Annotated in this window: 22 protein-coding genes; 10 read left to right on the forward strand and 12 right to left on the reverse strand. The window is 61.9% G+C overall.

Annotated features, from left to right (window positions below):
• The first annotated feature begins 166 nt into the window (after nt 1-166).
• Nucleotides 167-901: a 1-acylglycerol-3-phosphate O-acyltransferase gene (locus CRO23_RS03150; RefSeq protein WP_004937266.1), complete on the forward strand. Its 735-nt coding sequence runs from the start codon at nt 167-169 to the stop codon at nt 899-901.
• Nucleotides 902-1033: 132 nt separating this feature from the next.
• Nucleotides 1034-2449: a cell division protein FtsP gene (ftsP, locus tag CRO23_RS03155; protein ID WP_004937270.1), complete on the forward strand. Its 1416-nt coding sequence runs from the start codon at nt 1034-1036 to the stop codon at nt 2447-2449.
• A gap of 17 nt (nt 2450-2466) precedes the next feature.
• Here the strand turns inward: ftsP and CRO23_RS03160 are convergent, their stop codons facing one another.
• The gene (locus tag CRO23_RS03160) at nt 2467-3378 is read right to left on the reverse strand and encodes a LysR family transcriptional regulator (RefSeq protein WP_049278926.1); all 912 of its coding nucleotides are present in this window, start codon (nt 3376-3378) and stop codon (nt 2467-2469) included.
• A gap of 137 nt (nt 3379-3515) precedes the next feature.
• On the opposite strand from CRO23_RS03160, the gene xapA reads away from it, so the two are divergent.
• Nucleotides 3516-4337 (forward strand): xanthosine phosphorylase, encoded by an 822-nt coding sequence (gene xapA, locus CRO23_RS03165; RefSeq protein WP_079451636.1) that lies wholly within the window; start codon nt 3516-3518, stop codon nt 4335-4337.
• 81 nt (nt 4338-4418) lie between these two features.
• Entirely contained in the window at nt 4419-5669 is a 1251-nt protein-coding gene (locus CRO23_RS03170; protein WP_028128309.1) for a nucleoside permease, read from the forward strand.
• 34 nt (nt 5670-5703) lie between these two features.
• On the opposite strand, the gene CRO23_RS03175 is transcribed toward CRO23_RS03170, so the two are convergent.
• Both CRO23_RS03175 and CRO23_RS03180 read right to left on the reverse strand, forming a co-directional pair.
• The gene (locus CRO23_RS03175; protein ID WP_097101377.1) at nt 5704-6636 is read right to left on the reverse strand and encodes a PfkB family carbohydrate kinase; all 933 of its coding nucleotides are present in this window, start codon (nt 6634-6636) and stop codon (nt 5704-5706) included.
• The gene (locus CRO23_RS03180) at nt 6633-8030 is read right to left on the reverse strand and encodes a purine-cytosine permease family protein (protein WP_004937281.1); all 1398 of its coding nucleotides are present in this window, start codon (nt 8028-8030) and stop codon (nt 6633-6635) included. The genes CRO23_RS03175 and CRO23_RS03180 overlap by 4 nt, the downstream gene beginning before the upstream one ends.
• A gap of 657 nt (nt 8031-8687) precedes the next feature.
• On the opposite strand from CRO23_RS03180, the gene CRO23_RS03185 reads away from it, so the two are divergent.
• Together CRO23_RS03185 and CRO23_RS03190 are read left to right on the forward strand one after the other, a co-directional pair.
• On the forward strand, nt 8688-9422 hold the full coding sequence (locus CRO23_RS03185) for a GntR family transcriptional regulator (protein ID WP_016930130.1): 735 nt from the start codon (nt 8688-8690) through the stop codon (nt 9420-9422).
• Nucleotides 9423-9502: 80 nt separating this feature from the next.
• On the forward strand, nt 9503-11671 hold the full coding sequence (locus CRO23_RS03190) for a YgiQ family radical SAM protein (RefSeq protein ID WP_004937285.1): 2169 nt from the start codon (nt 9503-9505) through the stop codon (nt 11669-11671).
• Nucleotides 11672-11734: 63 nt separating this feature from the next.
• On the opposite strand, the gene CRO23_RS03195 is transcribed toward CRO23_RS03190, so the two are convergent.
• The 3 genes from CRO23_RS03195 to yqhD all read right to left on the reverse strand — a co-directional run bounded on the left by CRO23_RS03195 (nt 11735) and on the right by yqhD (nt 14756).
• A complete protein-coding gene (locus CRO23_RS03195) occupies nt 11735-12340 on the reverse strand; it encodes a transglycosylase SLT domain-containing protein (protein ID WP_016930129.1) in 606 nt (201 codons plus the stop codon).
• 142 nt (nt 12341-12482) lie between these two features.
• Nucleotides 12483-13307 (reverse strand): 2,5-didehydrogluconate reductase DkgA, encoded by an 825-nt coding sequence (dkgA, locus tag CRO23_RS03200; protein ID WP_060445081.1) that lies wholly within the window; start codon nt 13305-13307, stop codon nt 12483-12485.
• A gap of 285 nt (nt 13308-13592) precedes the next feature.
• The gene (yqhD, locus tag CRO23_RS03205) at nt 13593-14756 is read right to left on the reverse strand and encodes an alcohol dehydrogenase (RefSeq protein WP_016930127.1); all 1164 of its coding nucleotides are present in this window, start codon (nt 14754-14756) and stop codon (nt 13593-13595) included.
• 226 nt (nt 14757-14982) lie between these two features.
• Between yqhD and CRO23_RS03210 the strand changes: the two genes are divergently transcribed.
• Nucleotides 14983-15870, forward strand: a complete 888-nt coding sequence (locus tag CRO23_RS03210) for an AraC family transcriptional regulator (protein WP_156866316.1) — start codon at nt 14983-14985, stop codon at nt 15868-15870.
• 7 nt (nt 15871-15877) lie between these two features.
• Here the strand turns inward: CRO23_RS03210 and CRO23_RS03215 are convergent, their stop codons facing one another.
• Entirely contained in the window at nt 15878-16906 is a 1029-nt protein-coding gene (locus CRO23_RS03215) for a zinc-dependent alcohol dehydrogenase family protein (RefSeq protein WP_079450160.1), read from the reverse strand.
• Nucleotides 16907-17014: 108 nt separating this feature from the next.
• On the opposite strand from CRO23_RS03215, the gene CRO23_RS03220 reads away from it, so the two are divergent.
• Entirely contained in the window at nt 17015-17935 is a 921-nt protein-coding gene (locus CRO23_RS03220; RefSeq protein WP_016930125.1) for a LysR family transcriptional regulator, read from the forward strand.
• A 10-nt stretch (nt 17936-17945) separates the two neighbouring features.
• Here the strand turns inward: CRO23_RS03220 and CRO23_RS03225 are convergent, their stop codons facing one another.
• Nucleotides 17946-18608 carry a DedA family protein gene (locus CRO23_RS03225; RefSeq protein ID WP_004937300.1) on the reverse strand — a complete coding sequence of 221 codons (663 nt, stop codon included), beginning with the start codon at nt 18606-18608 and terminating at the stop codon, nt 17946-17948.
• A gap of 145 nt (nt 18609-18753) precedes the next feature.
• The gene (gene metC, locus CRO23_RS03230; RefSeq protein ID WP_097101379.1) at nt 18754-19950 is read right to left on the reverse strand and encodes a cystathionine beta-lyase; all 1197 of its coding nucleotides are present in this window, start codon (nt 19948-19950) and stop codon (nt 18754-18756) included.
• A 431-nt stretch (nt 19951-20381) separates the two neighbouring features.
• Between metC and exbB the strand changes: the two genes are divergently transcribed.
• Nucleotides 20382-21362, forward strand: a complete 981-nt coding sequence (gene exbB, locus CRO23_RS03235; RefSeq protein WP_072270933.1) for a tol-pal system-associated acyl-CoA thioesterase — start codon at nt 20382-20384, stop codon at nt 21360-21362.
• A gap of 3 nt (nt 21363-21365) precedes the next feature.
• Nucleotides 21366-21788: a TonB system transport protein ExbD gene (gene exbD / locus CRO23_RS03240; protein ID WP_004937307.1), complete on the forward strand. Its 423-nt coding sequence runs from the start codon at nt 21366-21368 to the stop codon at nt 21786-21788.
• 55 nt (nt 21789-21843) lie between these two features.
• Here exbD and CRO23_RS03245 read toward each other — a convergent pair whose 3' ends face one another.
• Genes CRO23_RS03245 through CRO23_RS03255 form a run of 3 tightly spaced genes read right to left on the reverse strand, consistent with a single transcriptional unit; the run spans nt 21844 to nt 25688 of the window.
• Nucleotides 21844-22887: a LacI family DNA-binding transcriptional regulator gene (locus tag CRO23_RS03245; RefSeq protein WP_016930122.1), complete on the reverse strand. Its 1044-nt coding sequence runs from the start codon at nt 22885-22887 to the stop codon at nt 21844-21846.
• A 21-nt stretch (nt 22888-22908) separates the two neighbouring features.
• A complete protein-coding gene (locus CRO23_RS03250) occupies nt 22909-24318 on the reverse strand; it encodes a sucrose-6-phosphate hydrolase (protein ID WP_016930121.1) in 1410 nt (469 codons plus the stop codon).
• Nucleotides 24318-25688, reverse strand: coding sequence for a sucrose-specific PTS transporter subunit IIBC (locus CRO23_RS03255; RefSeq protein WP_033639379.1), 1371 nt, complete (start codon nt 25686-25688; stop codon nt 24318-24320). Before CRO23_RS03255 ends, CRO23_RS03250 begins: the two co-directional genes overlap by 1 nt.
• Nucleotides 25689-25734: the final 46 nt, after the last annotated feature.

Below are 25734 nucleotides of genomic sequence, written 5' to 3' on the forward strand. Positions count from 1 at the left end.
AGTTAACATTTCTGCGCATAAAATTATTGTGCGTACTGCCGCCTGGCAGGAAAATAGCGAGAAATGCAGGCGACATCGGCGTGCTTACCGCCTGGCCGGCAAATAATGAGTAAAGGAATCTGCGCAGCGAAGTAAACTGCGTTGGCAGTGTGCTAATGAGGTTGTTATGTTATTGATTTTGCGTGCCGTTCTCGCCACTCTTTTCTGTATTCTGGTGTGTATTTTCGGTTCTGTTTATTGCTTGTTCAGCCCGCGCAACCCTCGCCACGTGGCGACCTTCGGCCATCTTTTCGGCCGCCTGTCGACGCTGTTCGGCATCAAGGTTGAAACCCGCGTGCCGGCCGATGCGGCCAACAATGGCAACTGCATCTATATCGCCAACCACCAAAATAACTACGACATGGTGACGGCCTCCAATATCGTGCAGCCGCGCACCGTGACCGTCGGTAAAAAAAGTCTGGTGTGGATCCCGTTTTTCGGCCCGCTGTATTGGCTGACCGGTAATCTGCTGATAGATCGTGATAATCGCGCCAAGGCGCACGGCACCATCGCCCAGGTGGCGGAGCAGTTCAAAAAGAAAGACATTTCGATCTGGATGTTCCCGGAAGGGACCCGCAGCCGCGGTCGCGGGCTGATGCCGTTTAAAACCGGCGCGTTCCACGCGGCCATCGCCGCCGGCGTGCCGATTGTGCCGATCTGTGTATCAACCACCAGCGGTAATATAAATCTTAATCGCTGGAATAACGGTCATGTGATCGTCGAGATGTTGGCGCCGGTGGATACCAGCAAATACGGCAAAGAAAACGTGCGTGAGTTGGCGGCCCATTGCCGTGAGCTGATGGAGGCGAAAATCGCCGAATTGGACGCCGAAGTCGCCCAGCGCAACGCCGCCAAAAAATAAGAGTCTACCGGCTTCAAAGAATAGGGTTTTAATTGGCGTTCAGCGCCGTTAACGCCTGAACGCCTGCTAATCTTGATTGGCGGGCGTTTGGGTTTTGCACACGGTTTAGTTATTGCTTTTCATGGAGAAAATATGTCACTCAGTCGACGTCAGTTTTTACAGGCATCGGGCCTGGCGCTGTGCGCGGGCGCCGTGCCGCTGAGGGCTGAGGCGAGCGGAACGCAGACCCCGTTACCCATTCCCCCGTTGCTGGAGTCTCGCCGCGGTCAGCCGCTGTTCCTGACCTTGCAGCGCGCCCATTGGGCGTTTATGGATAACCGCAAAGCGGCGGTGTGGGGCATCAATGGCATGTACCTGGGGCCGACGGTGCGGGTTTACAGCGGTGACGACGTCAAACTGATCTACAGCAACCGCCTGCAGGAGCCGGTAGCGATGACCGTCAGCGGTCTGCAGGTGCCAGGCACGCTGATGGGCGGCGCGCCGCGCATGATGTCGCCTAACGTCGACTGGTCGCCGGTGCTGCCCATTCGTCAGGCGGCGGCCACCTGCTGGTACCATGCCAACACGCCGAACCGTATGGCGCCGCACGTTTACAACGGGCTGGCCGGGCTGTGGCTGGTGGAAGATGCCGTCAGCAAAGCGCTGCCGCTGCCCAACCACTACGGCGTCGACGATTTCCCGCTGATCATTCAGGACAAACGCTTCGATAACTTCGGCACACCGCAATACGATGCACCGTCGCAGGGCGGTTTCGTCGGCGATACGCTGTTGGTCAACGGTGTGCAAAACCCGTATGTTGACGTGTCGCGCGGCTGGGTGCGTCTGCGCCTGCTTAACGCCTCCAACGCGCGCCGCTATACCCTGCAGCTCAGCGACGGGCGGCCGTTCAACGTGATTGCCAGCGATCAGGGCTTCCTGCCTGCGCCGGTCGCGGTGCAGCAGCTGTCGTTGGCGCCTGGCGAACGCCGGGAAGTGCTGATCGACATGTCGAAGGGCGAAGAGGTGACCATCACCGCCGGTGAAGCGGCGGGCATCATGGATCGCCTGCGCGGCCTGTTCGAGCCGTCGAGCATTCTGGTGTCCACCCAGGTGCTGACGCTGCGCCCGACCGGCCTGCTGCCGCTGGTGACCGACAACCTGCCGATGCGCCTGCTGGCGGATCAGCTGTTGGACGGCAGCGCCAGCCGCACCCGCGATTTCCGCCTGGGCGACGGCGGCGTCGGCATCAACGGCGCGATTTGGGACATGAACCGCATCGACGTACAGGCGCAGCAAGGCACCTGGGAACGCTGGAACATTCACGCGGATACGCCGCAGGCGTTCCATATTCAGGGCGTGCAGTTCCTGATTAAACGCGTCAACGGCGCGCAGCCGATGGCGGAAGATCGCGGCTGGAAGGACACCGTCTGGGTTGATGGCGACGTCGAGCTGCTGGTGTATTTCAACCAACCTACCTCCGAACACTTCCCGTTCCTGTATTACAGCCAGACGCTGGAGATGGCCGATCGCGGCACCGCCGGCCAGCTGATGGTGCAGCCGACGATGTAATCTGCGCTGCGGGCCGCTTACGGCGCCCGCAGCATTTCCAGGAAGGCCTGCACCACCGGCGTGACGCTGTCGGCGCGATACACCGCGTACAGATCCGCCGGCGGCGCCTGTTGCAGCGAGCAAAAGCGTACGCCGGGCCACGGGATGCGGCCGTAGCTGTCCGGCAGCAGCGTGATGCCGCAGCCTTCCGCCACCAGCGCCAGCAGGGTCTGCGGTTCGTTGACCTGATAGGCGACGTCCGGCAAAAATCCCTGCTGCAGACACAGATTGTGCAGATACAGCCCCAGGCTGGCCTCATGCGGCGGCAGCACGATGAAGCTGTCGTTCTGCAGCGCCGCCAGCGGGATATTTTCCTGCTGCGCCAGCGGATGATCGAGCGGCAACACCACGGCGATGCTCTCGCTTGCCAACCGTTGGCAGGTTAACCCCGGCAGCGTCTGCTGCTGCGCCTCTCGCCAGACCCCGATGTCGATATGCCGCTTTTGCAGCGCGGCGATTTGCTGGCTGGGCGTCAGCTCGTTCAACGACCAGGTGACGCCGGCGCTCCGCTCGCTGAATCGCCGCAGCGCCGCGATCAGGCCGCCCCAGGCCGAGGTGCCGACCATGCCGACCACCATGTGGCCGCCTTCGCCACGCCCCATCTGTTGTACCTGATGCAATGCGCTGTCGGCCTGATCCAGCAGCCGCTCGACGTTGCGCAGCAGCGTGCGGCCGGCCGGCGTCAGCGTCATGGAGCGGGTGGTGCGTTTGAACAACACCACCCCGAGCTGACTCTCCAGCTCCTTGATGTGCTTGCTGAGCGGCGGCTGTGACATATTCAGCCGCCGCGCCGCCTGGGTGAAGTTCATCTCTTCCGCCACCACGCGGAAATAGTGCAGCAGGCGGAAGTTAATCCGGCCGGGATCGGGCAGGGCTTGGGGCGGGTTCATACGGGGTATCGCCTCCTTGTGACGCAGCTCAACTTATAGGTAAATGGAATAAATCGGCCGCCAAGAATGTATTGGTCTCGGCCGCGCCTCGCTCTCTACTATGGGGCTTATTATCCCCCGCTGAAAGAGAGAATACGATGTTTAATCAAGAAGATGCTTTTACCTGCGCCGACGTCGTCCGCGCGCGCCTGCCGGGTTTCCAGCCGAAAGCGGCCTTGATTCTCGGCTCCGGGCTTGGCGCCCTGGCGGAGGTGATGACCGAAACCGTCACCCTCGATTACGCGGAGCTGCCGGGCTTTCCGGTGAGCGGCGTCGCCGGCCACGCCGGGCAGCTGGTCGCCGGCAAGCTGGAAGGCGTGCCGGTATTGTGCATGAAAGGGCGCGGTCATTTCTATGAAGGGCGTGGCATGCAGGTGATGACCACCGCGGTGCGCACTTTCAAACTGCTGGGCTGCGAATTCCTGCTGGCGACCAACGCCGCGGGTTCGTTGCGCCGTTCGGTGGCGCCGGGCAGCCTGGTGGCGATTACCGATCACATCAATTTCATGCCGGAATCGCCGCTGGTCGGCGCCAACGACGATCGCTTCGGGCCGCGCTTCTTCAGCCTGGCGAACGCCTACGATCGCGATCTGCGCGCCGGGCTGGCGGCGGTGGCCGAAAGCGCGGGCATTCCGCTGGCGGAAGGGGTATTCGCCGCCTACACCGGGCCGAATTTCGAAACGCCGGCGGAGATCCGCATGATGCAGACCCTGGGCTGCGACGTGGTGGGCATGTCGATCGTGCCGGAAGTCCTGGCGGCGCGCCACTGCGGTCTCAAGGTGCTGGTGGTGTCCGCGATGACCAACTACGCCGAAGGGCTGTCGGATACGCCTCTTTCCCACGAACAAACGCTCAGCTGCGCGGCGCTGGCGGCGGACGATTTCATGCGCCTGATCCGCGAGCTGTTCAAAACACTGTAACACCGCAAGCAAACCGGCGGCGGGCTGCAGGGGGCCCGCCGCACCAATCATCGTTGAAAGCATAATAACAAGGTGATGGCGATGGCGATAAAAACACGATTAAAAGTCATGATTTTCCTGCAGTTCTTTATCTGGGGCGCCTGGCTGGTGACGCTGGGCTCCTACATGATCAACACGCTGCATTTCAGCGGCATGCAGGTGGGGATGGTCTACAGCGCCAAAGGCATCGCCGCGCTGATCATGCCGGGGCTGGCGGGCATCATCGCCGATCGGTGGATGAAGGCCAACTATCTGTATGCGCTGTGCCACCTGCTCGGGGCGCTGGCGCTGTACTGCGCGGCGCAGGTCGAGCAACCGATGCTGATGTTCTGGGTGATGCTGTTCAATGCCATGGTCTATATGCCGACCATCGCGCTCTCCAACGCCATTTCCTATTTTTGCCTGGAGAAGCACGGCTTTGACACGGTGAGGGATTTTCCGCCGGTGCGGGTGTACGGCACCGTGGGGTTCATTCTGGCGATGTGGTTGGTCGGCTTCAGCCGCATCGAGCTCAGCAATCTGCAGCTGTATCTGGCTTCTGCGGCGTCGCTGCTGCTGTCCGCCTATTCGCTGACGCTGCCGCGTTGCCCGACCAACCGCGCGGCCGAGTCGAAAAGCTGGGTGAGCGTGCTGGGGTTGGATGCGCTGGTGTTATTCCGCCAGCGGCGCATGGCGCTGTTTTTCCTGTTCGCCATGTTGCTTGGCGCGGCGCTGCAGATAACCAATACCTTCGGCAACCCGTTCCTGCACGATCTGTCGCTCAATCCGCTGTATCAGGACAGCCTCAGCGTCCGGTATCCGGCGGTGCTGCTGTCGCTGTCGCAGATCTCCGAAGTGTTCTTTATCCTCACCATTCCCTTCTTCCTGCGCCGTTACGGCATCAAGCAGGTGATGCTGATCAGCATGGCGGCCTGGACGCTGCGCTTTCTGTTCCTGGCTTACGGCACGCCGGTCGGCTTTGGTTTCGTGCTGCTGTTGCTGTCGATGATTGTCTACGGCTGCGCCTTCGACTTCTTCAATATCTCCGGCGCCATCTTCGTCGAGAAAGAGGCCGATCACCGCATCCGCGCCAGCGCGCAGGGGCTGTTCATGACCATGGTCAACGGTTTGGGCGCCTATCTGGGGGCGCTCGCCAGCGGCGAGGTGGTGGACTTCTTCAGCCATGACGGCGTGAAAGACTGGCAGAGCATCTGGCTGGTGTTTGCGCTGTATACGTTGGTGCTGGGGATCGTGTTCGCGTTGAGCTTCAACTACCGCCACCCGCCGCAGGAGAGCGCGGCGGCGGCGCAGTAAGGCAGGGGGGCGCAGCTGGCTGCGCCCTGAAACGTCAGGCCTGCGGGAAGCGCTGCTGCAGCTGCTGCCAGTCCGGCGGATTGGCGGCGCCGAGGCTGGCCACCACGCAAGCGGCGACCCGGTTGGCCAGATCGACCGCCCGCAGCAGTGGCCAGCCGGCGGACAGGCCCGCCAGCAAACCGGCGCAGTGGGCATCGCCCGCGCCGATGGTGTCAACGACCTCTACCGGATAGGCCGGAACGTGCAGCTGCGGCGTGCGGCCGTCGCAGATCCACGCGCCGTCGCGATCCAGGCGACAGATCAGCGTCAGATTACGGGCGGCGGCATAGCGCTGTGCGGCCTCCACGGCGTCGCCGGCGCCGCACAGCGCGGCCACTTCGTCGCGGTTGAGCGTCAGCAGAGTGTGGCTGTCGCTGAGCATGGCGAAGAAATCTTCGCTGAGCTGGGCGATGCGCGGGCCGGGATCGATCAGGCGCGGTTGGTCGAACGGCATGCGCGTCAGCCACTCGCGCAGCGCTTCGCCGTTTTCGCCCGCCAGCTCGTAGCCGCTGGCGTAGATCAGCGTGTGTTCCGTCAGCGGCAGGGTCGCCAGCTGCGCTTTATTCCATTGGCTTTCGCAACCGGACACCGTGATAAAGGTGCGTTCGCCGTCGGGCTCCACCAGCGCCAGGCACCAGCCGTTGTCCATCTGGCCGTGGCGCAACAGCACCTCCAGCCCCAGTTCGCCCATGGCGGCTTCGATCGCCGCGCCCCACTCGCCGTTGCCTACCGGCATGCCGTTGATCACTGGCGCTTCAAGGCGCGTCAGCGCGCGCGCCACGTTGAACGCGCAACCGCCGATTTGCCGCGCCTGCGGCAGGGCTTCGATATCTTCACCGCGGATCGGCAGGCGCGGCAACGTCATCACCAGATCGCCGACCGCGCCCCCAATCACCAGGACAGGTGTTACAGCTTCCCACTCATTCATTGATGTTCTCTGCGTTGGGTCAGGTACAGACCGTAAGCGATCAGACTCACCGCAAACGACACAAACAGCCCCAGGCTGGAGTCGGCGAACAAGCCTTTGGCCAGCGGGCCGTCGATAAAACCGGTTTTGGTGACCAGCAGGCCGCACAGGGCGCCGAGGAACCAGCAAAACAGCGGGGCTTTGCGCACGCCGCGGTTCTGGCCATGCAGGCCGTACAAAGCGTTGCCATCATACCCGTGGCGGCGGCGCAGGCACAGGTAATCGAGCAGGAAAATCGCCTCCCAGGCCGCCAGAAACACCCCGCAGAACACCAGGAAGGAGATGAACGGCCCCATGAAATCGCCGGAGATGAACAGCACATACAGGGCGATGCCCAGCACCACCACGGCGTCGATCGATACCGCCAGCCATTGTTTGACCTGCACGCCGATGGTCAGCAGGTTAAGGCTGGCGGAATACAGGCTGAGCACCGCGATGGTGACGATGCCGGCGGTGGCGGCCAGCAGATAAGGGATGGCCATCCAGGCGGGCAGCACCGAGCCTATCAGCGCAATGGGGTTGGCGGCGCTGGCCAGATCGGGGAGCTGCACGGAAAGCAGAATACCGGCCAGCATCAGCAGCATCAGCGGCAAACAGGCACCGCCCATCACCGCGGCGAAAATGCCTTTGCTCGACGAGCTCGGGCTTTGATAGCGGCTGTAATCGGCGCCGGCGATTGCCCAGCTGATGCCGGTGCCGGCGGCGATCACCGATACCGCCGGCAGGAAACCGGTCAACCAGCTGCCGGAAGGCAGCGCCAGCACCTGGCTCCACTCGGTGTTGAACAGGATATAGAGCACCACGATCAGCGTCATGGTGCCGAAGATGCGGCTGAACCAGCTCTGCATCCAGACCACGGTATTTTGCCCCAGCAGGCTGACGACGACAGTGAGCCCGCCGAACAGCAGCAGGCTGAGCGCGGTCAACAGGTGGCTGGTTCCCAGTCCGAAGGCCTCGAACAGCGCCGCCAGCGTCAGGGTGCCGGTGATCACGTTGACCGCTTCCCAGCCCATCAGGTTGATCCAACTGAACAGGGTGGGCGCCACGTTGCCCTTCAGCCCGAAAATCACCCGCGAGAGCGTCAGCGTAGAGGTGCGCCCGCGCTTGCCGGCGAAGCTGGTGAGGCCGACCAGCACGAAGCTGGCGACGCCGACCAGCGCGGCGAGTACCGATTGCAGAAAGGATAAGCCGAAGCCGACGATGATGGCGCCGTACACCACGCCGAGAATACCGATATTGGCCGCCGACCAGATCCAAAACAGCTCGATGGGCTTACCGGTCTGTTCCGCGTCCGGCACCCGGTCGATACCGGTGCTTTCTACCTTCCATGCTTCATTGCGATTGATATCGGTCATAGCAAATGATCCCTGTTGCGCAGGGCCGCGAGGGCCGCCGCAGTTGACTGAAAATCGATTCCGTTGGCGCGGTTGAGGCCGGCTGTCCCGCTGTTGGTGAAGACGCCGATTCCGCGCAGTGTGTAGCGGCTGACGCCGCCGGGTCTGTCAAAATGAGGGCGGTATCCGCCTTATCGGGTGAGGCACGTCGGCCGCACGGCGCCAATGAGTGTAGTCAAAGAGTGGGGCTGCAGCGGGGATTGGCGAAGCGGGAACGTTTCTATTTGCCGACATCGATCCGCTTCGCCCTCCGCGATGGGATCCTGTGATGCGGCGATGAGCCGTGAGCAGGCTATCCATTAGCTCCGTTGCTTATTATCGGCCGTTTGCGCCGGCAGTATAGGCCCGCTGCCGGCCATCAAGGGTATCCTTTAGGGCTGGCAGCGGGTTTTTTATTGTTTTTAAAGTGGGTCCCTGGTGTTGGTGCTATTGATGTATCAACATCAATAAGCACAGATTACGCGCGATCTAGATCCAATGAAAGTCCATTAGGCAAAAATTGTGATGCCACTCTGAAAGCATTAGCGATATTTTAGTTAAAGTGAGGTGCCTATCGCCGGACAGGCGATAGGATAACAATGAGACTCAGACGAATGGCATAAGCAAGAGGGCGGGCGAATGACGGATTTTATGGCCTGGCTGCGTGGCCATCTGGCGCAGGGGGCGGTAGCGCCGCGTTATATTCAGCTGGCGGCGGCGATAGAAACCGCGATCAGGCAGCAGGTGTTGGCGGCGGAGGCATTTCTGCCGCCGGAACGGCAGATGGCGGAGGGGCTGGCGCTGTCGCGCGTCACCGTCAGCAAGGCAATGAAGCTGCTGGAGGATAAAGGGCTGATTTCACGGCAGCAGGGGGTCGGCACCCGCGTGGCGATGCGCATTGGTTATTCCCTCGATAAGGACAGCGGTTTCACCGCTCAGGCGCTGCGTCACGGCAGCCGCGTCAGCAATCGATGGCTGCTGCGCACCCGAGTCGGCGCGCCGGCCAAGGCCGCGGCGGCGCTGGGGCTGGCGGAGGGGGATGAAGTGATCAAACTGCGGCGGTTACGCTTGCTGAACGGCAGCCCGGTCTCGCTGGAAACCACCTATATACCACCGCGCTTCTTGCCCGAACCGGCGCAGCTGGAGCATTCACTGTATGCGCTATGGCAATCGCGCGGCATCGTGCCTGAAGATAAACACTTTCTGTTGAAGGCGGTGTCCTGCAGCGACGAGGTCGCCGAACTGCTCAACGTGCCGTGCGGCGCGCCGTTGTTGCACATCATCCAAACCAGCCGCAACGCTCAGGGTGAGGCGCTGGAGTTCAGCGATATCTTGTGCCGCAGCGACGTTTATGAATTCGAAGTGAACGGTTAGCGAAATAACCATGCTCTTTTTGCTGCTAGTGCGTATAATCGCCGCCCGGCGATTAATTAACCTGTAAAAAGAGCAGCAGAATGAGCACCACCAGCCTGATCCAACCCGATCGTGAACTGTTTTCCTATAAGCCCTATTGGGCCGAATGTTTTGGCACCGCGCCGTTTTTACCGATGTCGCGGGCAGAGATGGATCAACTGGGCTGGGACAGCTGCGACGTGATCATCATCAGCGGCGACGCCTACGTCGATCACCCAAGCTTTGGCATGGCGATCATCGGCCGCATGCTGGAAGCGCAGGGCTTTCGCGTCGGCATCATCGCGCAGCCGGACTGGAGCAATAAAGAAGACTTCATGCGGTTGGGGAAACCGAACCTGTTCTTCGGCATCACCGCCGGCAACATGGACTCGATGATCAACCGCTACACCGCCGATCGCAAACTGCGCCACGACGATGCCTATACCGCCGGCAACGTCGGCGGCAAGCGGCCGGATCGCGCCACCCTGGTCTACAGCCAGCGCTGCAAAGAAGCCTATAAAGACGTGCCGATCGTGCTGGGCGGCATCGAAGCCAGCCTGCGTCGCATCGCCCACTACGATTACTGGTCGGATACCGTGCGCCGCTCGGTGCTGGTGGACTCCAAAGCCGACATGCTGATCTACGGCAACGGCGAGCGTCCGTTGGTGGAAGTGGCGCACCGTCTGGCCGCCGGTGAGAAGATCGGCGATATCCACGATATTCGCAACACCGCGGTGATGCGCAAAGAAGCGCTGCCGGGCTGGAGCGGCGTGGATTCCACCCGCCTCGACAAGCCGGGCCGCATCGAACCTATTCCGAACCCGTACGGCGAGGATCTGCCGTGCGCCGACGGCGCCAAGCCGAAAGAGCCGGAAGCCAAGCCTGTCACCGTGCGCGCCGCCAAACCGAAGCCGTGGGAGAAGACCTACGTGCTGCTGCCGTCCTTCGAGAAAGTGAAGGGCGACAAGGTGCTGTATGCGCACACCTCGCGCATTTTGCACCATGAAACCAACCCAGGCTGCGCCCGCGCGCTGATGCAAAAACACGGCGATCGCTACGTGTGGATCAACCCGCCGGCGATCCCGCTGACCACGCCGGAGATGGACAGCGTCTTCGCCCTGCCTTATCAACGCGTACCGCACCCGTCCTACGGTCAGGATCGCATTCCGGCCTATGACATGATCCGTTTCTCGGTGAACATCATGCGCGGCTGCTACGGCGGCTGTTCGTTCTGTTCGATCACCGAGCATGAAGGGCGCATCATCCAGAGCCGTTCGGAAGATTCGATCGTTCGCGAAATCGAAGAGATCCGTGACAAGGTGCCGGGCTTTACCGGTGTGATCTCCGATCTGGGCGGCCCGACCGCCAACATGTATATGCTGCGTTGCACCAATCCGCGCGCTGAGCAGACCTGCCGCCGCGCCTCGTGCGTGTATCCGGAGATCTGCACCTATATGGATACCAACCACGAGCCGACCATCAAGCTTTACCGCCGCGCGCGTTCTCTGGAGGGCATCAAGAAGATCCTGATCGCTTCCGGGGTACGTTACGATCTGGCGGTGGAAGATCCGCGCTATATCAAGGAACTGGCGACCCACCACGTCGGCGGCTACCTGAAGATCGCGCCGGAGCACACCGAAGAAGGCCCGTTGTCGAAGATGATGAAACCGGGCATGGGCAGTTACGATCGCTTCAAGCAGCTGTTTGATCACTATTCGAAGCTGGCGGGCAAAGAGCAGTACCTGATCCCATACTTTATCTCGTCGCACCCGGGCACCCGCGATGAAGACATGGTGAACCTGGCGCTGTGGCTGAAGAAGAACCGTTTCCGCCTCGATCAGGTGCAGAACTTCTATCCTTCGCCGATGGCCAACTCCACCACCATGTATTACAGCGGCAAAAACCCGCTGAGCAAGGTGGGGTACAAGAGCGAAGACGTGGTGGTGCCGCGCGGCGATCGCCAGCGCCGCCTGCATAAGGCGCTGCTGCGTTACCACGATCCGGCCAACTGGGCGCTGATCCGCGCCGCGCTGGAAGAGATGGGCCTGAAGCACCTGATCGGCAGCCGCCGCGATTGTCTGGTGCCGGCGCCGAGCATCGACGAACAGCGCGAAGCGAAACGGCTGCAGCGCCATACCCGGCCGGCGCTGACCAAACATACCGATATCAATCGGCAGCGCACGCCGTCCAACCGGCCGCCGCGCAAACCGATTCGCAAAGCCAAGCCGTAACGGCCGCACCGCATGCGTAAACAAAAAGGAGAACCCCCGGGTTCTCCTTTTCACTGTTGAGCTTCACAGCTGCTCGTACGCGGCTTCCACTTTCATCAAATGGCGCGGCGCCTGCGGCGCGGGATGGTATTTGCGCACGTGCCAGTTAAAGGCCTCCGGCGACAGGTTGTTAATCATCGCGATGGCCTGCTGACGGTTGCTGGAGAAGGTGCGCAGCAGTGCTCCGGTGCCGTTGACGTAGGCGATGATGGTGGCGTAGCGCAGCGTGACGGGATTGGCTATCCCTTTAAGCTGTTGTTTTTGCAAGGTGGCCAGATAGGCGGCGCCGAGATCGATATTGGTGTCGGGATCCCGCAGATCGTCATCGTCCGGGCAACCGCGTTTGCCTTTGTAGCGATAGGCGTCGCAGCCGGCGGTATCGGCTTTCAGCTGCATCAGGCCGATCGCATTGGATCTGCTCACTGCGGCGGGGTTGAAACCGGACTCCACCTGGATCATGGCGGTGATCAGCTTGGCGTCTACGCCGTATTCGCTGGCGGCGTCTTTGATGGCGCTATCGAAGGCGTGGCGATCGTAGCTGACGCGCTGTTTCTTGCCGGCGCAACCCGCCAGCACCAGCATGACGCAAAGCATGCCCAGCCGTGACCCGTGTGAGAAAGAGAATTTCATGGTGCTCCGTGCTTGTCTGTTTTTTAACGGCGTTAACCGGCGGGCGGAGCCTCCGGCGTCGTCATCATAACGTCAGGCGGCGCAAAGGAGCAATGTGCGGGAAGGAAAAGCCCCCTCCGGCCGGAGAGGGCTTGGGGGGAGATTACAGGGTATCCGGATCCGGCCCGAGGCGGTTGCCGACATCCAGCTTGGCGATCTCGCCCAGTTCATCTTTATCGAGTTTGAAATCAAACACCTCGAAGTTTTCGCGAATCCGCGACGGCGTGACCGATTTCGGGATGACGATAAGACCGCTGTCCAGGTGCCAGCGCACCACAATCTGCGCCGGGGTTTTCTCGTATTTTTCGGCCAGCGCCTTGATCAGCGGCTGGTCGAACACGCCTTCACCGCCTTGCGCCAGCGGGCTCCAGGATTCGGTGGCGATATGGTGCGTGGCGTTCCAGGCGCGCAGCTGGCGCTGTTGCAGCAGCGGGTGCAGCTCGATCTGGTTGACGACCGGCGCCACGTTGGTTTCATCCAACAGACGCTGCAGGTGCGGCGTATGGAAGTTGCATACGCCGATGCTTTTCACCAGGCCTTGTTCGCGCAGCTTGATCAGCTCGCGCCAGGCGGAGACGTATTGATCCTGCTGCGGGCGCGGCCAGTGGATCAGATACAGATCCACATAGTCCAGCTTGAGCTTTTCCAGACTGCTTTCCAGCGCCGCCAGCGGATCGCCCTGATCGTCGTTCCACAGCTTGGTGGTGATGAACAGGTCGCTGCGCGGCAGCGAGCTGGACTGCAGCGCGGCGCCGACGCCTTCCTCGTTCTTGTAAATCGCGGCGGTGTCGATGGAGCGGTAACCGATCTCCAGCGCTTTGCTCACCGCGCGGGTGGTCTCTTCAATACTCGCCTGCCAAACGCCGAGACCCAACTGCGGCATCAGATTACCATCGTGGAGTTTGATGATGGGTTGTTGCGTTGTCATGCGCATCTCCTTGTGTACGGATTGCGGCGCCTGCGGCGCCGAAACGGCTATAGATAAATTCTAGTTGGCAAAATGGGCGGTTGCCGGGTTTGCCAGCCTAATTTCAGCGGTGGCGGGAGGGCCATTTTCTCCCCGCTCTCCCTGCGAATGAGCGGTAAGACGAGTGGTGCGAAACGATCGGCGGCGCTGAAGCGCCCGACTGCGCCCGGTGATCGGCCGGGCGCAGGATGCGGCGAAAAATGGCTGGCGGAGACTAAAGCCTAGCAAAAAATCGCCGTTTTGCGATTAACGCGCCGCTTCATAAATGCGGCGGCTGACGTCCAGGGTGATGTCCTGATGCTCGCCCAGGGCGGTCATGCCGTGCTGATGGAGCTTGTCGAGCAGCGCCGGAATGCTGCTGCCGTCGAGCTGATAATCCGCCATGCGGGTCGGCACGCCCATCTGTTCGAAGAAGGCGCGGGTGGCGGCGATGGCGCCGTCGATCCGGCTGTCTTCGCTGCCTTCGCGCAGGCCCCAGACGCGTTCAGCGTACTGCAGCAGTTTTTCGCGCTTCTGCGCTTTCTTCTCGTGCAGCAGCGCCGGCAGCACGATGGCCAGCGTTTGCGCGTGGTCGAGATCGTGCATGGCGGTCAGCTCGTGGCCCAGCATGTGGGTCGCCCAGTCCTGCGGCACGCCGGCGCCGATCAGGCCGTTCAGCGCCATGGTGGCGCTCCACATCACGTTGGCGCGCACCGCATAGTTCTCCGGCTCGGCCAGCGCGCGCGGGCCGTCTTCCAGCAGGGTCAACAGCAGGCCTTCGGCGAAGCGATCCTGCACCTTGGCGTCGACCGGGTAGGTCAGATACTGCTCCAGGGTGTGCACGAAGGCGTCGACCACGCCGTTGGCGATCTGGCGGGGCGGCAGCGAGTAGGTCACCACCGGATCCAGTACGGCGAAGCGCGGCTGCACCAGCGGAGAGAAGAAGTGCTGCTTGTCGCCGCTGCTTTTGCGGGTGATCACCGCGCCGCTGTTGGACTCGGAGCCGGTGGCCGGCAGCGTCAGCACGCAGCCCATCGGCACCGCGTCGGCGATGTGGCTGCCGACGGTCTGCAGAATGTGCCAGGCGTCGTTGCTGGCCGTATAACGGGCGGCGGCGGCGATGAACTTGGTGCCGTCAACCACCGAACCGCCGCCGACCGCCAGCAGGAAATCGATGTTTTCCGCTTTCACCACCTCGACCGCTTTCATCAGCGTTTCGTAGGTCGGGTTAGGCTCGATGCCGGAGAACTCCCGCACGTCGCGGCCGGCCAGCGCGCTATGCACCTGATCCAGCACGCCGTTTTTCTTTACGCTGCCGCCACCGTAGGTGATCAGGATGCGCGCGTCCGCCGGGATTTGGCCGGCCACGTCGGCAATTTGGTCCTTGCCGAACAGGATTTTGGTTGGGGTATGCAGAATGAAGTTGTGCATGGTTGATTTCTCTCTTTCTGTCAGGCGGGCGCCAAAGTGGCGCAAAGGTGTCTGGCCCGTATTGTCAGGAACCGGGCGGCAACGCACAATGCACATTCCTGTTTGGTTCTTGCCTATTTCTACAACTGGCTGTAGAAATGGCGAGTTTTAAATTATGATTTATGCCGAATCGTTCTGACTGTAAGAGGGTGTTTCCGTGATTGAAATCGATGCGCTGCGCAGCCGCATGGCGCGCCAGGCGATGGCTATCGCCAGCGGCAACGGCTACACGCCGTCGCCGGTGCCGCGGGTGAAGATTTTGTATGTCGATCGCCACAGCCCGCGTCAGCCGGTGATGTATGAACCGGGGATCGTCATTGTTTTTCAGGGGCACAAGGTCGGCTATTGCGGCAATAAGAAGTTCCAATACGATCCGCGCAACTACCTGCTGATGACGGTGCCGCTGCCGTTTGAATGCGAAACCTTCGCCAGCCCGGAACTGCCGCTGGTTGGGTTGGCGGTCAATATCGATACCCAAATGCTGCAGGACTTGCTGATCGACATCGGCGATGACGACTACCTGATGCAACCGCGCGCGGAGAGCAACGGGGTGAACCTGGCGGAAATGACGGAAGAGTTGCTGTGCGCCACCGAGCGTCTGCTCGACGTGATGGCCAATCCGCTCGACGCCCGGGTGCTTGGGCCGCAGATTGTACGGGAGATTCTCTATTATGTGCTGCGCGGCGCCTGCGGCGCGTCGCTGCAGGAGTTGGTCAATCGGCATACCCACTTCAGCCAGATCGCCAAGGCGCTGCGGCGTATCGAACATCAGTATGCCGACAGCATCAACGTCGAGCAGTTGGCCAGCGAGGTCAACATGAGCGTCTCGGCGTTCCACCACAACTTCAAGGCGGTGACCAACACCTCGCCGCTGCAGTACGTGAAGTCGTACCGGCTGCATAAGGCGCGACTGTTGATGGTTCATGACGGTCTGAAGGCCAGCACGGCGGCGATCCGCGTCGGCTACGAAAGCGCGTCGCAGTTTAGCCGCGAGTTCAAACGGCTGTTCGGCATGACGCCGAGCGATGAAGTCGCCCGGCTGCGCGAGGCCAACCCGCTGTTGCTGGAGGGCTGAGCCGCGTTTATGGGGTTAAGACGATCTTGCCGAATGGCCCGCGATCGAGGTGATCCAGCGCCTGCGGCAACTGATCGAAGCGGTATACCTGGTCGATCACTGGCTGCAGGTTGACGGCGTCCACGGCGCGCACCAGGTCTTCCAGCGCGCGGCGGTGGCCGACGCCGATGCCCTGAATCACTGCGGATTTTAATAGCAGCGGGCCGGCGGGGGCGGAAATTTCGTTGCCTTCCAGGATGCCTATTACCGAGATGCGTCCTCCCACCGCCACGGCGCGCACCGAATTGCCGAGGTTGGTGCCGCCCACGGTATCCACCACATGGTCGATGCCGCGATCCTGGGTCAGCTGATAGACCTTCTCCACCCAGTCGCCATGCAGGCGATTGATGCCGCGGTCGGCGCCCAGCGCCTTGGCGCGCGCCAATTTTTCGTCGCTGCCGGAAGTGACGTACACCTCGGCGCCGTGCGCTTTGGCGATCTGCAGCGCGAACAGCGCCACGCCGCCGGTGCCTTGCACCAATACCGAGTCGCCGGCGCGCAGCCTGCCTTGCTCCACCAGTGCGAACCAGGCGGTCAGCCCGGCGCACGGCAAGGTGCTGGCCTGAACATCGTCCAGCGACGCCGGCGCCGCCACCAGCCAATCTTCATGCACTATCACGTATTCCGCCAGCACGCCCTGATAAAAACCGCCGAGGGTGTGATAAGGCACCCGGCGCGCATCGCCGTAGGGTTTTTGCTCGCCGTCGAGCCAACCGGGGCTGAAGGTGGAAATGACGCGCGCGCCGGGCTGAAAGCGGCTGACGCCGGGGCCGATGGCATCGACCTCGCCGGCCATGTCCGAGGCGGGCGTGAACGGCTGCGGCAGCGTGAGCCCCATGCCGCTTTCAATCATCAATTTGTCACGGTAATTGAGTGAGACAGCCTTCACTTTCACTCTGATTTCGTGCGGCCCCGGCTGTGGGATGGCGCTTGCGCTCAGCTGCAGGTGCTCACGCCCCAGGGCGCTCATCGTCCAGCGTTGCATTGTATTGGTCATGATGTTCTCCAAAGTCAGCGATTAACAGACCTGCCGATAATATCGTTGATAGAGGTTCGCCAGTGGCGATAAGATTTCCGCAGATTGTTTCTTTCAGAGCGACAAATCATGAGCGATCGGTTGAGCGGCATTTCGGTATTCGTTACCGCCGTGGAGGCGGGCAGTTTTGCGTTGGCGGCCAGTCGGCTGCATCTTTCGCGTTCGGCGGTCGGCAAAACCATCGCCCGGCTGGAACAGCGGCTGGGGGTGCGGCTGTTTCATCGCACCACGCGCAGCCAGAGCCTGACCGACGACGGTGCGCTGTTTTATGAGCGCTGCCTGCGGGCGCTGGAGGAGATCCGTGGCGCGGAAACGCTGCTGGAGTCGGGGAAACGACAGGTCAGCGGCCGGCTGCGGGTGTCGATGCCGGTGCTGTTTGGCCGCATGTGCATTGCGCCGCTGCTGACCGAACTGACGCGCGAGCATCCTGGGTTGGAGCTGGAACTGTCGTTCAGCGATCGGGTGGTGGACCTGATTGAGGACGGCTTCGATATGGCGATTCGCAACGGTACGCTGGCCAACAGCAGCGGCTTGGTGGCGCGCCGCATCGGCGATCACCGCATGGCGCTGTGCGCCTCGCCGGCCTATCTGCAGCGGTGCGGCGAACCGCTCAGCATCGAGCAACTGGCGCAGCATGAGGCGGTGACCTATATGCGCGCCGGCGCGCGGCGCAGCTGGTTGGTATTGGATAGCGACGGCAAGCCGCAGGACGTAATGCCGAATAACCGGCTGCAAATGGACGACCTGCAGGCGATTGCGGATGCGGCCACGGCGGGTTTCGGCATTGCCTGGCTGCCGTGCTGGCTGGTGCGTGAGCAGTTGTTGAGCGGGGCGCTGGTGCGCTTGCTGCGCGATCGGCCGGGCGCCGCCTTTGAAGCGCATGCGGTGTGGCCGCACACGCCCCACCTGCCGCTGAAGGTGCGGCTGGCGGTGGATACGCTGGTGAACAAACTGCCTGCCAGTCTGGCGTTGGTCGAGAAGGCGCTGTAGCGCGCCCGGTTCAGGAAGAGGCGGCGCGTTTTTTACGCCAGATCACCAGCATGGCGCCCAGCAGGCCGACGAACAGCAGCAACAGCGGCAGCAGCATCAGGCCGGTCATCACCTGGCTTTCATAGCGTTTCACCAGAGGGATTTGGCTGAACGCGTAGCCGAGGCCGACCAGCGCGCAGACCCAGATCGCCGCGCTCAGCCAGTTGAATACCTGGAAGCGCGAGCTGTTGAGCCCGGAAATGCCGGCCATGGTCGGCAGCAGGGTGCGCACGAAACCGAGGAAGCGGCCGATCAGCAGCGCCGTCAGCCCGTGGCGGTTGAACAGGTTGTGCGCGCGCTGGTGGTACTGTGCCGGCAGTTGCAGCAGCCAGCTCTTCACCAGGCCGGTGTGGCCCAGCCAGCGGCCCTGGATATAGCTCAGCCAGCAGCCGAGGCCGGCGGCGGCGGTCAGTATCAGCAGAGTGGGGGCAAAGCCCATCACGCCTTTGGCGATCAGCGCGCCCGACAGCAGCAGCAGGCTGTCACCGGGAAGGAAGGAGGCGGGCAGCAGTCCGTTTTCCAAAAACAGAGTGGTGAAAAGTACGGCGTAAACCACCCAAATTACGCTTGGATCGGCGAGGGCGATGAAGTCCTGCTGCCAAAGCGCATGAATAATCTCTCGTAATACATCCATTTTATGTCCTGTTGCATGCCGGTTGCGCCCGGGGTCACGTTCTCCAGGATGCGGCGGTTACCGTATCTGACAGTTACCCGGTTAGTGTACCGCTAATAGCTTAAGCCGACATTAAACGAGACGAAGAAAATTATCGGAATCCGCCTTAGCGCACGCCGTTGAGGCGATCGAAGCCGGCCGCCAGATCGGCGATCAGGTCTTCGACGTTCTCCAGACCGATATGCAACCGCACCAGCGTGCCGGAAAAATCGACGCCGCCCGCCGGGCGGATCGCTTCCAGTTCTTCCGGCTGGTTGGCCAGGATCAGCGACTCGAAGCCGCCCCAGGAGTAGGCCATGCTGAAGTGGCTGAAGTTGTCCAGGTAGGCGGCCAGCTGCGCCTCATCCAGCCGCTCTTTCAGCACGAAGGAGAACAGCCCGTTGCAGCCGCTGAAGTCGCGGCGATAGAACGCGTGGCCTTTGCAACTGGGCAGGGCCGGGTGATTGACCGTCGCCACCTCCGGCCGTTCGGCCAGCCAGTTGGCGACCTCAATGCTGCTGCGTTCGTGCTGCTTCAGGCGCACGCTCAGGGTACGCAGGCCGCGGCTCGCCATGTAGGCGGTGTCGGCATCCACCATCTGCCCCATCAGATAGGAGTACTCGCGCAGTTGATCCCAACAGCGCGCGTTGGCGACGGCGGTGCCGAGCATGTAATCGGAATGGCCGATCAGGTATTTGGTGCCGGCCTGAATGGAGATATCGATGTCGAAATCCAACGCCTTGAACAGCACGCCCGCCGCCCAGGTATTGTCGATCATGATCACCACCTCCGGCGCCACGGCGCGAATGGCCTGCACCATCGCCGGAATGTCCTGCACTTCCAGGGTGATGGAGCCGGGGGATTCCAGGAACACCACGCGGGTGTTGGGTTGGACCAACGTGGCGATATCGGCGCCGATCAGCGGATCGAAATAGGTGGTGCTGACGTTCATGCGGCCGAGGATATGGGTGCAGAAATCCTGGGTCGGTTCGTACGCCGAACCAGTGACCAGCAGGTGATCGCCGGCGCCGACGAACGACAGAATCGCATTGGCCACCGCCGCCGCGCCGCAGGGGTACAGCACGCAGCCGGCGCCGCCCTCCAGTTCCACCATCGCATCCTGCAGGGCGAAGTGGGTCAGGGTGCCGCGTCGGCCGTAAAACAGCTCGCCGTGGGCGCGTTGCGCGGTGGCGTGTTTTTTGGCAGCGACGGAGTCGAAGACCAAAGAAGAGGCGCGTTGCGTGACGGGATTGACGGAGCCCTGGGTGTAACGCTGGCTGCGGCCGGCGCCGATCAGCGTGGTTTCGATATGTTTTGACGTCATGGTACCTGGCTCACCTCTGGTTGCTCTGCACGTGCCCGTTTGCGATAGCCCTTACGTTAACATGAGTTAATATAGCCATCCAGACGTTTTAACTTCCAGATATAGAAACGGCTATAATTGTCTGTCGGGCGCGCATTTCTCGCCTCATCCTTCTGCCGTGGTGCGAGAGATAAGCCCATTCATCGGTCAAGACGCCGTTCGGCAGCGCGGCGTTGTTGCGTCGCTGTGGGAGAAAAGTAACGAAATAACCCTATAAAAGGGGCAGTTGGCGGTGAACGGACGCAGATTGGCGCTTTGTGGCGGGGCTGGCTAAAATTTTCTCGTTTATTTGGTAAATAATAATGAGAACTACTATCAATCCCCGGTTGGTTTGATATGATCGCACGCTGAATTATTCCTTAATTTTGATCGGTAATGGGTGGAGGCACAGCGTGAAAACGGCTGGCAAGAATTTAAATCAAGGATCGTTCGGCCAGGGCCGGGCGCAGTGGGGCAAGGCCTTCGGCCGCAGCCTGATGGCATCTATGGTGCTGGTCGTGGGGCTGGCCGGCAGCGCGCAGGCCGCGCCGGCGAGCAATCCGGCCGTTGCCGAAAGCGTTGCGCCGACCACCGCGCCTGCACCTGCGGCAGCCGCCGCGCCGGAGAGCATCACGCCGGTGAACCCGGCGCCAACGATCCAGCCACCGGAAACCCGCGGCATGGACCTGTCCGTTTGGGGCATGTACCAGCACGCCGACGCGGTGGTGAAAGCGGTAATGATCGGCCTGGTGCTGGCCTCGATCGTGACCTGGACCATTCTGTTCTCCAAAGGCAGCGAACTGCTGCGCGCCAAGCGCCGTCTGCGCCGCGAGCAGTTGGCGCTGGCCGAAGCGCGCTCGCTGGATGAAGCCTCCGAGCTGGCGCAAAACTTCGCCCCGGAGAGCGTCAGCGCGGTATTGCTGAACGATGCGCAAAACGAGCTGGAGCTGTCTGCGGAATCCAACGACAACAACGGCATCAAAGAGCGCACCGGCTTCCGCCTCGAGCGCCGCGTGGCGGCCTACAGCCGCAACATGGGCCGCGGCAACGGCTTCCTCGCCACCATCGGCGCCATCTCGCCGTTCGTCGGCCTGTTCGGCACCGTGTGGGGCATCATGAACAGCTTCATCGGCATTGCCCATTCGCAGACCACCAACCTGGCGGTTGTGGCGCCGGGCATCGCGGAAGCGCTGCTGGCGACCGCGCTGGGCCTGGTGGCGGCGATCCCTGCCGTCGTTATCTACAACATCTTCGCCCGCGTCATCAGCGGCCACCGTGCGCAGGTGGGCGACGTGGCGGCGCAGGTCATGCTGCTGCAGGGCCGCGATCTGGATCTGGCCGCGACGGCGGAAGCCAAGCGCTCACAGCACGCGCACCAACTGCGGGCGGGGTGAGTCATGGCGATGCGCTTAAATGAAGATCTGGACGACAGCGGCGAACTGCATGAAATCAACGTGACGCCGTTTATCGACGTCATGTTGGTGCTGTTGATCATCTTTATGGTGGCCGCGCCGCTGGCAACGGTAGATATCCGCGTCGATCTGCCGGCTTCTTCCGCCAAGCCGCAGCCGCGGCCGGAAAAACCGGTGTTCCTGTCGGTGAAGGCCGACAAGCAGCTCTACGTCGGCGATCAGCCGGTGAATGCCGATCAGCTGACTTCGGTGCTGGATCAACGTACCCAGGCTAACAAAGAAACCACCATCTTCTTCCAGGCGGACAAGAGCGTGGACTATGAAACGCTGATGAGCGTGATGGACACCTTGCGTAAAGCCGGCTACCTGAAAGTGGGGCTGGTGGGCATGGAGGGCGCCGCCAAGTAGCGGCAGCAAAACGATAAAGGGCGCTCAGGCGCCCTTTTTTATTGATTCTGAGATATCACTCCCCGGCTAACAAAGCCCGGGAACCGGCATGACGCCAGTGGATACGGCCCGGCAGATAAAGCGCGCTCTGTTCCAGCGGCCGTTCGTCGATAAGCGCGGTGACTTGGTCGAAGCTATGTTGCGCCAGTGCCAGGCAGTCTTGCGCGACCGTGTCTATCTTCAGCGTCATGCAGTCGAACAGGTAGTGATCGTCGAAGCTGCACAGGTGAATATCGCTCTCCATCAGCTGATGTTGAGTCAGATAACGCAATACGCCTTCCAGCAGGCCGCAGGCGGCGGTAAACAGCGCTTTAGGCGGACGCCCCAGCTGTGCGCACAGCTGAGCAAACATCTCGTAACCTGAGCTGGGGTGATAGTTGCCGTTGATGATCCATTCCGGTTTGCATGTGATGCCGGCGCGCTCCAGGCCAAGCTGGAAGCCGGCGAGGCGATCGCGGGTCGGCGAAATGCGCGGTTGCCCGCCGAGAAAATAGATCTCATCCGGATGTTGGCGCGCGACCTTTTCCACCAGGTCGGCAGTCGAATTGACCGAATCGGTGATCACCAGCGGCAGTTCGGAGCCGGCGATCAGACGGTCCATCTGCACCACCGGCAGCCCGGCGTTGATCTTCTGGTATTCCGCGTCGTTCAACTGGCTGGAGGCGACGATCAAGCCATCCACCTGCCGCTGCACCAGACTGTTCACCGCCATCATCTCCTGCGCCGGGTTTTCATCGGTGCAGGCGATCAGCAACTGCAGACCGGCTTCGCGGCACAGCGTTTCCAGCTCGCGCGAAATCACCGCAAAGCCGTAGTTGGTCATCTCCGGCACCACCAGCCCCAGCGTGTGGCTGCGGTTGGAGCGCAAAGAGCGGGCGTGGATGCTGGGCTGATAATGGTGTTCGTGCGCCAGCGCCAGAACGCGATCGCGGGTGTCGTCGGACACCCGATATTCCTTGCTGCGGCCGTTCAGCACCAGGCTGGCGGTCGATTTCGACACCCCGGCCAGCGTGGCGATGTCACTGATGGTAATGCGTTTATTTTTTTTCACTGACGCCATCTGAAGTCATCGGAGGATGCGTCATTCTAGCATGCATGGCGTCAGCGGCCAGTATTCCAACGCCAGCGGCGCGCTCCCGCACAGCCGCAGTTGCGGCTCACCAGCCGGGAAGTAGCGCGCGCTCATCACCGCCTCGCCGCGGTTGATGAAAATTTCCACGCTGGAACGATCGAACAGCAGTTGCAGATGCGTGACCGAGCCGCGCCAGTAACGGTGCTCCGGCCGGCCGTCGGTCAGGGAAGTGCGCGTCAGCTGCAGCCTTTCGCCGTCCCAGTTCAGCGTCATCGCGTCGCCAAAGGTTGCGCTGAACGCGCCCTGCGGCGTCATTTGCAACTCCGCGGCCCCCAGCGCATAGGCGGGGGCGTCATCGGCGCGGCCTTGCCAGCCTGCTCGCTCACCGCGCAGCTGTTGCAGCTCGCGCGCCGGGCGCTGGTGGAGGCGGCCATGCCGCAGCGACAGCTCGCGCGGGCAGGTCATGGTGTGGATCCAGCCGTAACGGCGCGTCGGATGGGCTTCTTCATCTTGCTCGGGCACGCCCATCCAGCCGAACAGCAGGCGGCGGCCATCTTCCGCCAGCGTCGTCTGAGGCGCGTAGAACTCGAAGCCGGCGTCCAGCTCGCGGAATTCGCCGTGGCTGAAGGCCGCCTGCCGGTAATCCAGCTTGCCGAGCAGATAGCCGGCCTGATAACGGTTGAGATAGCGTTCCGGCTGCGGCGCCAGCCCCTGCGGGCAGCAGATCAACACATCGGCGCCGTCCAGCGTGAACAGATCCGGGCACTCCCACATGTAGCCGAATTCCTCTAAGCCGTTCAGACCGGAACCGGCGATCTCGCCCAGCGATTGCCAGTCACGCAGATTGCTGGAACGAAACAGCAGCACCTTACCGCGATCCTGCAAGTCACGCGCGCCGAGCACCATGTACCAGTCATTTTGATGACGCCACACTTTCGGATCGCGTACGTGACCGCTGTAGCCCTCCGGCAGCGGCAGCACCGGCCCGAGCTTGCGGTATTCGCCCCGTTCGCTTTCCTGAGCCAGGCATTGGTAAGCGGTGCGTGAGCCGTCTGGGAATTTCACGTTGCCGGTGTAGATCAGCGTGATTTTGCCTTCCGCCGCCACCGCCGAGCCGGAGTAACAGCCGTGGCTGTCGTAACAGGCGCTGGGCGCCAGGGCGATTGGCTGGTGCTCCCAACGCAGCAAATCGGCCGACTGCCAGTGTCCCCAGCATTTGTTGCGATGATCGCAACCCAGCGGATTCCACTGATAAAACAGATGATAAACGCCGTTGTGCTGGATAAAGCCGTTGGGATCGTTCAGCAGGCCAACGCTGGGCGCCAGATGCCAGGCCGGGCGGTGCGGATCGCGCAGCGCGAGCGGCTGGCCGTTCATGACCGCCCGCATTGCCTGTTTGATTAAGCTGAGTTCTTCCATCATTGCGCGTCCGTTTTGTATTTCAGCAGCAGAGAGAGGACAAAGGCGCTGCCAAACGCGATCGCCAGACCGATGATATAGCTGACCAGAGAACTGGCCTGCACGATCGCCATGCCGGGGATCGCCGTCAGCCCGACCGCGTTCATGCCGACATGGTTGGCCACCACCCAGGCCCCGCCGAGCGCGCCGCCCGCCAGCGCCGCCAGAAACGGTTTCACGAAGCGCAGATTGATGCCGAACAGCGCCGCCTCGGTGATGCCGAGCATGGCGGAAAAGGCCGAAGGCACCGCAATGGCTTTGATTTTGGCGTCGCGGGTTTTGAAATAGACCGCCAGGCAGGCGCCGCCCTGAGCGATGTTGGCCATCGACCAGATCGGCAGCAGGAAGTTGACGCCGATAGTGGGGTTGCCGAGCAGCCCGGCCTCTACCGCGTGGAAACTGTGGTGGATGCCGGTAATGACGATAGCGGAATAGAGGCCGCCGAACAGCAACCCGGCGAACCACCCCGCATGAGCGATCAGCGTGCTGAGCACGAAGGAGATGCCGTCGCCCAGCGCACGGCCGGCGGGGCCGATAAACAGCAGGGCGACAAAGCCTGAGATCACCACCGTCAGGAACGGCGTCAGGATCAGATCGAGCGCGTTGGGGATCACCTTACGCAGACGTTTTTCCAACAGGCTCATGAACCACACCGTCAGCAGCACCGGAAATACCGTGCCCTGGTAGCCGATCATGGCGATGTCCAGACCGAAGAAATTCATGGTGTGGAACCCGCCGGCGACGCCCCAGGCATTGGTCAGCGCCGGATGCGTCAAAATGCCGCCGAGCGTGGCGCCCAGATAGGGATTGCCGCCGAATTCGCGTGCGGCGGTGAAACCGATCAGAATCGGCAGGATAATGAACGCCGCCGAGCTGAACATATCCAGCATGATGAACAGCGCGCTGTTGGCATCGGCCCAGCCGTAGGTTTTCACCATGCCGAGCAGCCCCATCAACAGGCCGGAAGCGACGATCGCCGGGATGATTGGCACGAAGATGTTCGACAGCAGGCGCGCGATGCGCTGCAGCGGGTTGAGCTTTTTCGCCGCGATATCGGCGGCTTCGGCCTTGCTGGATTCGCTGACGCCCGCCGCCTTGATGAATTCCGCATGCACCTTGTTGACCAGTCCGGTGCCGAAGATCACCTGGATCTGACCGGCGTTGCTGAAGCAGCCTTTAACGCCGTCCAGTTTGCCGATGGCCTCTTTGTCCACCTTGCTGTCGTCCACCAGCACCAGGCGCAGGCGCGTGGCGCAGTGGGCGGCGCTGGCGATGTTCTCTTTACCGCCGAGCAGCGGCAACAGCGCGTTGGCGGTTGCGGTAATGTCCATGTTGTCCCCTTGCTAAATAAAAATGCCGCCGCGCAGTTTGCGGCGC

The sequence above is a fragment of the Serratia sp. JKS296 genome (genome assembly GCF_900215445.1).
GTDB classification, from domain to species: domain Bacteria; phylum Pseudomonadota; class Gammaproteobacteria; order Enterobacterales; family Enterobacteriaceae; genus Serratia; species Serratia marcescens.

What these genes read in the sequence shown, in the direction of transcription:
- CRO23_RS03160 (WP_049278926.1), bottom strand. Translation starts at nt 3,378, where the DNA reads ATGAACCCGCCCCAAGCCCTGCCCGATCCCGGCCGGATTAACTTCCGC.
- CRO23_RS03255 (WP_033639379.1), bottom strand. Translation starts at nt 25,688, where the DNA reads ATGGACATTACCGCAACCGCCAACGCGCTGTTGCCGCTGCTCGGCGGT.
- CRO23_RS03195 (WP_016930129.1), bottom strand. Translation starts at nt 12,340, where the DNA reads ATGAAATTCTCTTTCTCACACGGGTCACGGCTGGGCATGCTTTGCGTC.
- CRO23_RS03220 (WP_016930125.1), top strand. Translation starts at nt 17,015, where the DNA reads ATGAGCGATCGGTTGAGCGGCATTTCGGTATTCGTTACCGCCGTGGAG.
- CRO23_RS03190 (WP_004937285.1), top strand. Translation starts at nt 9,503, where the DNA reads ATGAGCACCACCAGCCTGATCCAACCCGATCGTGAACTGTTTTCCTAT.
- metC (WP_097101379.1), bottom strand. Translation starts at nt 19,950, where the DNA reads ATGACGTCAAAACATATCGAAACCACGCTGATCGGCGCCGGCCGCAGC.
- yqhD (WP_016930127.1), bottom strand. Translation starts at nt 14,756, where the DNA reads ATGCACAACTTCATTCTGCATACCCCAACCAAAATCCTGTTCGGCAAG.
- CRO23_RS03185 (WP_016930130.1), top strand. Translation starts at nt 8,688, where the DNA reads ATGACGGATTTTATGGCCTGGCTGCGTGGCCATCTGGCGCAGGGGGCG.
- exbD (WP_004937307.1), top strand. Translation starts at nt 21,366, where the DNA reads ATGGCGATGCGCTTAAATGAAGATCTGGACGACAGCGGCGAACTGCAT.
- xapA (WP_079451636.1), top strand. Translation starts at nt 3,516, where the DNA reads ATGTTTAATCAAGAAGATGCTTTTACCTGCGCCGACGTCGTCCGCGCG.
- CRO23_RS03215 (WP_079450160.1), bottom strand. Translation starts at nt 16,906, where the DNA reads ATGACCAATACAATGCAACGCTGGACGATGAGCGCCCTGGGGCGTGAG.
- CRO23_RS03225 (WP_004937300.1), bottom strand. Translation starts at nt 18,608, where the DNA reads ATGGATGTATTACGAGAGATTATTCATGCGCTTTGGCAGCAGGACTTC.
- CRO23_RS03175 (WP_097101377.1), bottom strand. Translation starts at nt 6,636, where the DNA reads ATGAATGAGTGGGAAGCTGTAACACCTGTCCTGGTGATTGGGGGCGCG.
- CRO23_RS03210 (WP_156866316.1), top strand. Translation starts at nt 14,983, where the DNA reads ATGGCGCGCCAGGCGATGGCTATCGCCAGCGGCAACGGCTACACGCCG.
- ftsP (WP_004937270.1), top strand. Translation starts at nt 1,034, where the DNA reads ATGTCACTCAGTCGACGTCAGTTTTTACAGGCATCGGGCCTGGCGCTG.
- CRO23_RS03180 (WP_004937281.1), bottom strand. Translation starts at nt 8,030, where the DNA reads ATGACCGATATCAATCGCAATGAAGCATGGAAGGTAGAAAGCACCGGT.
- CRO23_RS03245 (WP_016930122.1), bottom strand. Translation starts at nt 22,887, where the DNA reads ATGGCGTCAGTGAAAAAAAATAAACGCATTACCATCAGTGACATCGCC.
- dkgA (WP_060445081.1), bottom strand. Translation starts at nt 13,307, where the DNA reads ATGACAACGCAACAACCCATCATCAAACTCCACGATGGTAATCTGATG.
- CRO23_RS03250 (WP_016930121.1), bottom strand. Translation starts at nt 24,318, where the DNA reads ATGGAAGAACTCAGCTTAATCAAACAGGCAATGCGGGCGGTCATGAAC.
- CRO23_RS03170 (WP_028128309.1), top strand. Translation starts at nt 4,419, where the DNA reads ATGGCGATAAAAACACGATTAAAAGTCATGATTTTCCTGCAGTTCTTT.
- CRO23_RS03150 (WP_004937266.1), top strand. Translation starts at nt 167, where the DNA reads ATGTTATTGATTTTGCGTGCCGTTCTCGCCACTCTTTTCTGTATTCTG.